The organism is Streptomyces sp. CC53, assembly GCF_001865245.1.
In the GTDB taxonomy this organism is placed as follows: Bacteria; Actinomycetota; Actinomycetes; order Streptomycetales; family Streptomycetaceae; genus Streptomyces.
Map to the genome: position 1 here is coordinate 1 of NZ_MKXB01000116.1, position 4,290 is coordinate 4,290.

General features: G+C 73.6%; 5 protein-coding genes. All 5 read left to right on the forward strand.

Translation table 11 applies throughout. From position 1 onward, the window contains the following. The first annotated feature begins 366 nt into the window (after positions 1 to 366). The 5 genes from rpmE (at position 367) to BJP40_RS11390 (ending at position 4,057) form a co-directional block, all read left to right on the forward strand. Complete coding sequence (gene rpmE / locus BJP40_RS11370) at positions 367 to 588, forward strand: 50S ribosomal protein L31 (RefSeq protein WP_031136586.1); 222 nt, start codon at positions 367 to 369, stop codon at positions 586 to 588. Positions 589 to 727: 139 nt separating this feature from the next. Then, a complete protein-coding gene (prfA, locus tag BJP40_RS11375) occupies positions 728 to 1,795 on the forward strand; it encodes a peptide chain release factor 1 (protein ID WP_071267014.1) in 1,068 nt (355 codons plus the stop codon). 58 nt (positions 1,796 to 1,853) lie between these two features. After that, a complete protein-coding gene (prmC, locus tag BJP40_RS11380) occupies positions 1,854 to 2,699 on the forward strand; it encodes a peptide chain release factor N(5)-glutamine methyltransferase (protein WP_071267012.1) in 846 nt (281 codons plus the stop codon). A gap of 40 nt (positions 2,700 to 2,739) precedes the next feature. Further along, positions 2,740 to 3,387, forward strand: a complete 648-nt coding sequence (locus BJP40_RS11385; RefSeq protein ID WP_071267010.1) for an L-threonylcarbamoyladenylate synthase — start codon at positions 2,740 to 2,742, stop codon at positions 3,385 to 3,387. A 28-nt stretch (positions 3,388 to 3,415) separates the two neighbouring features. Then, positions 3,416 to 4,057: a protein-tyrosine-phosphatase gene (locus BJP40_RS11390; protein WP_071267008.1), complete on the forward strand. Its 642-nt coding sequence runs from the start codon at positions 3,416 to 3,418 to the stop codon at positions 4,055 to 4,057. The last annotated feature ends 233 nt before the right edge of the window (positions 4,058 to 4,290 follow it).

Consider the following 4,290-nt stretch of genomic DNA (forward strand, 5'->3'; position numbering starts at 1 on the left):
TGGTCTCGGGTGCTCGGCGGCGACTTTCCGCCTCGGCGGGGCCTGCGCCACGAGGCGGTCCGCGCCACGACGGCCCAGGTCCGGCAGCCGCCGCCTCGCGCCGGGCCCCGCCCGGGCCACCCCCGCCGGACGCCGGCCTCCGGGGCTGTCGGCGGCGGAGGGCGAGCCTCAGGTGCGGCGCCGTCGGCCTCGGGCCGCGGCCCGCGAGCGGGCCCGGAAAACGGAGCCGCCGGGGCGGGAATGTAATCGGCGGGGCCCCGGTTTTGGGAGATGCGGCCGGTCCTGGCAGACTGGTACGTCGGCCCCGGTTCACGTGCACGCAGCCCGCGTGTGCGACCCGGTGCCCTCCGACACCTAGGAGACACCTTGAAGCGCGACATCCACCCCGAGTACGTCGAGACCCAGGTCAGCTGCACCTGCGGCGCGTCGTTCACCACCCGCAGCACGATCGAGGCCGGCACCATCCGTGCCGAGGTCTGCTCCGAGTGCCACCCGTTCTACACGGGCAAGCAGAAGATCCTCGACACCGGTGGCCGTGTGGCCCGCTTCGAGGCCCGCTTCGGCAAGGCTGCCGGCTCCAAGAAGTAGCGAGCCCTGCGCCGGTCTCCGGTCGCCCCGGTGGGGGTGGCCGGGACCGGCTTTTTGGTCGGTGGGCCCGGGGCCGAGTGCCGGGGCGCCGCCCCCTCTCCCGCAGCCCTTTCGTACGGAGAAACACCAGGAGCCCCCGATGTTCGAGGCGGTCGAGGAACTGGTCGGCGAGCACGCCGACCTGGAGCAGAAGCTCGCCGACCCTTCGGTCCACGCCGACCAGGCCAACGCGCGCAGGCTGAACAAGCGCTACGCCGAGCTCACCCCGATCGTCGCCGCGTACCGCTCCTGGAAGCAGACCGGCGACGACATCGAGACGGCCCGGGAGTTCGCCGCCGACGACCCGGACTTCGTCGCCGAGGTCAAGGAGCTGGAGGCGCAGCGCGAGGAGCTGACCGAGAAGCTCCGCATGCTGCTCGTGCCCCGAGACCCCAGCGACGACAAGGACGTCATCCTGGAGATCAAGGCCGGCGCGGGCGGCGACGAGTCCGCCCTCTTCGCCGGCGACCTGCTGCGCATGTACCTGCGGTACGCCGAGCGCGCCGGCTGGAAGACCGAGATCATCGACGCCACCGAGTCCGAGCTCGGCGGCTACAAGGACGTCCAGGTCGCCGTGAAGGCCCGCGGCCAGCTGGAGCCCGGCCAGGGCGTGTGGGCCCGCCTCAAGTACGAGGGCGGCGTGCACCGAGTGCAGCGGGTGCCCGCGACCGAGTCGCAGGGCCGCATCCACACCTCCGCCGCCGGGGTGCTGGTGACGCCCGAGGCGGAGGAGGTCGACGTGGAGGTCAACCCGAACGACCTGCGGATCGACGTCTACCGGTCCTCCGGGCCGGGCGGCCAGTCCGTGAACACCACCGACTCCGCCGTGCGGATCACGCACCTGCCGACCGGTGTCGTCGCGTCCTGCCAGAACGAGAAGAGCCAGCTCCAGAACAAGGAGCAGGCCCTGCGCATCCTGCGCTCCCGGCTCCTGGCCATCGCGCAGGAGGAGGCCGAGCGGGAGGCGGCGGACGCGCGCCGCAGCCAGGTGCGCACCGTCGACCGGTCGGAGAAGATCCGGACGTACAACTTCCCCGAGAACCGCATCTCCGACCACCGCGTCGGCTTCAAGGCGTACAACCTGGACCAGGTCCTCGACGGGGACCTCGACGCGGTGATCCAGGCGTGCGTCGACGCCGACGCCGCAGCGAAGCTCGCTGCGGCCTGACGGCGGCCACCGCGCCGTCACCGCCCGTACGACCGCACAGCCCCGGAGGACCAGCGACGTGAACCTGCTGCTTGCCGAGGTGGCCCAGGCCACCCAGCGGCTGGCCGACGCCGGCGTGCCGTCACCGCGCTTCGACGCGGAGGAGCTCGCCGCCTTCGTCCACGGCGTCAAGCGGGGGGAACTGCACAGCGTCAAGGACGCCGACTTCGACGCCCGCTACTGGGAGGCCGTCGCGCGCCGCGAGGCCCGCGAGCCGCTCCAGCACATCACCGGGCGGGCCTTCTTCCGCTACCTGGAGCTCCAGGTGGGCCCCGGCGTCTTCGTGCCCCGGCCGGAGACCGAGTCGGTCGTCGACTGGGCGATACAGGCCGTGCGGGCCCTGGACGTCGTCGAGCCGCTGATCGTCGACCTGTGCTCCGGGTCCGGCGCCATCGCCCTCGCCATGGCCCAGGAGGTGCCGCGCTCCCGCGTGCACGCCGTGGAGCTGTCCGAGGACGCCCTGGTGTGGACCCGCAGGAACGCGGAGGGGTCGCGGGTCACCGTCCACCGCGGGGACGCGCTGACGGCGCTCCCCGAGCTCGACGGCCAGGTCGACCTGGTCATCTCCAACCCGCCGTACATCCCGCTCACCGAGTGGGAGTACGTGGCGCCCGAGGCCCGGGACCACGATCCCGAGATGGCGCTGTTCTCCGGCGAGGACGGCCTCGACGTGATCCGCGGCATCGAACGCACCGCGCACCGGCTGCTCCGTCCCGGCGGGCTCGTCGTCGTCGAGCACGCCGACACCCAGGGCGGCCAGGTGCCGTGGATCTTCAGCGAGGCGGCCGGCTGGGCCGACGCCGCCGACCATCCCGACCTGAACAGGCGGCCGCGCTTCGCCACCGCGCGCAAGGCGCTGCCATGACCACCACCATGCATGTGTACGTGTACGAGGAGGCCCGCTGATGGCACGGCGATACGACTGCAACGACGCGACCGACCGCTCGACGGGCCTGCGTGAGGCCGCGTCCGCCGTCCGCCGCGGCGAGCTGGTCGTGCTGCCCACGGACACCGTCTACGGCGTCGGCGCGGACGCGTTCAGCGCGGAGGCGGTCGCCGACCTGCTGGAGGCGAAGGGCCGCGGCCGGAACATGCCGACGCCGGTCCTCATCGGTTCCCCGAACACCCTGCACGGGCTCGTCACCGACTTCTCCGAGCAGGCGTGGGAACTGGTGGACGCCTTCTGGCCGGGTGCGCTGACCCTGGTCGCCAGGCACCAGCCGTCCCTCCAGTGGGACCTGGGCGACACCCGCGGCACGGTCGCCGTGCGGATGCCGCTGCACCCGGTGACGATCGAGCTGCTGACCGAGGTCGGCCCCATGGCGGTGTCGTCCGCGAACCTGACGGGGCACCCGGCGCCGGAGGACTGCGACGCCGCGCAGGGCATGCTCGGCGACTCCGTCTCCGTCTACCTGGACGGCGGGCCGACCCCGGGCATCGTGCCGTCCTCGATCGTCGACGTCACCCGGGACGTCCCGGTCCTGCTGCGCGCCGGGGCGGTGTCGGCGGAGGAGCTGCGCAAGGTCGTCCCCGACCTTGAGGTGGCCCCGTGAAAGGAGCGTACGGCCGAGGACGCGCGCAGTGACCGCCCCTGAGGGGCGTGGCATAGGCAGGGATCAAAGCACCTTCCGGATCCTCCACGTCAGCACCGGCAACGTGTGCCGCTCGCCGATCACCGAGCGGTTGACCCGCCACGCCCTCCGCGGCCGCCTCGGCGACCCCGCGGGCGGCGGGCTCATCGTGGAGAGCGCCGGGACGTGGGGCCACGAGGGCGCACCGATGGAGGCCAACGCTCAGGCCGTCCTCGCGGACTTCGGCGCCGACGCGAGCGGCTTCGCCGGACGCGAGCTGGTGGACGAGCACGTGATACGCGCCGACCTCGTCCTCACCGCCACCCGCGACCACCGCGCCCAGGTCATCTCCATGGGGCACAGCGCGGGGCTGCGCACCTTCACACTGAAGGAGTTCACCCGCCTCGTGAAGGCCATAGACGCCAGCACGCTTCCGGACCCGGACGCGGACGGCGTGGTCGCCCGCGCGCACGCGCTGGTGCACGCGGCGGCGGCGCTGCGGGGCTGGCTGCTGGCGCCGAACCCGGAGGCGGACGAGGTGAGCGACCCGTACGGCGGGCCCATCACATACTTCCGCTCGATCGGCGACGAGATCCACCAGGCGCTGGAGCCCGTGGTGACGGCCCTGACCGGAGTTCCCACCCGCAGGTGACCGGGCCCGGCCGCGGCCCCCGGCACTCTGCCCGCGCCGGTCCGCCCGCGCGGGGCGCCTCCACCGCGACGGCGACAGTTCCCCGCAGCCGAAGACGACCCGTGCAGCCCCACCCTCGACCGCCCAGGACGCGTCCTGCCGCCGGTGCACCCCGGCGGCCCCGCCGACGGGGTCCCGCGCGGCCCCGGACGCCTCCCCCGCGCCCCCAGCGGGCCGCCCGGCCCGCACCCTCC

Bases quoted from the DNA above. Each gene is read 5' to 3' on its own strand.
- prfA (WP_071267014.1), top strand. From the start codon at position 728: ATGTTCGAGGCGGTCGAGGAACTGGTCGGCGAGCACGCCGACCTGGAG.
- BJP40_RS11385 (WP_071267010.1), top strand. From the start codon at position 2,740: ATGGCACGGCGATACGACTGCAACGACGCGACCGACCGCTCGACGGGC.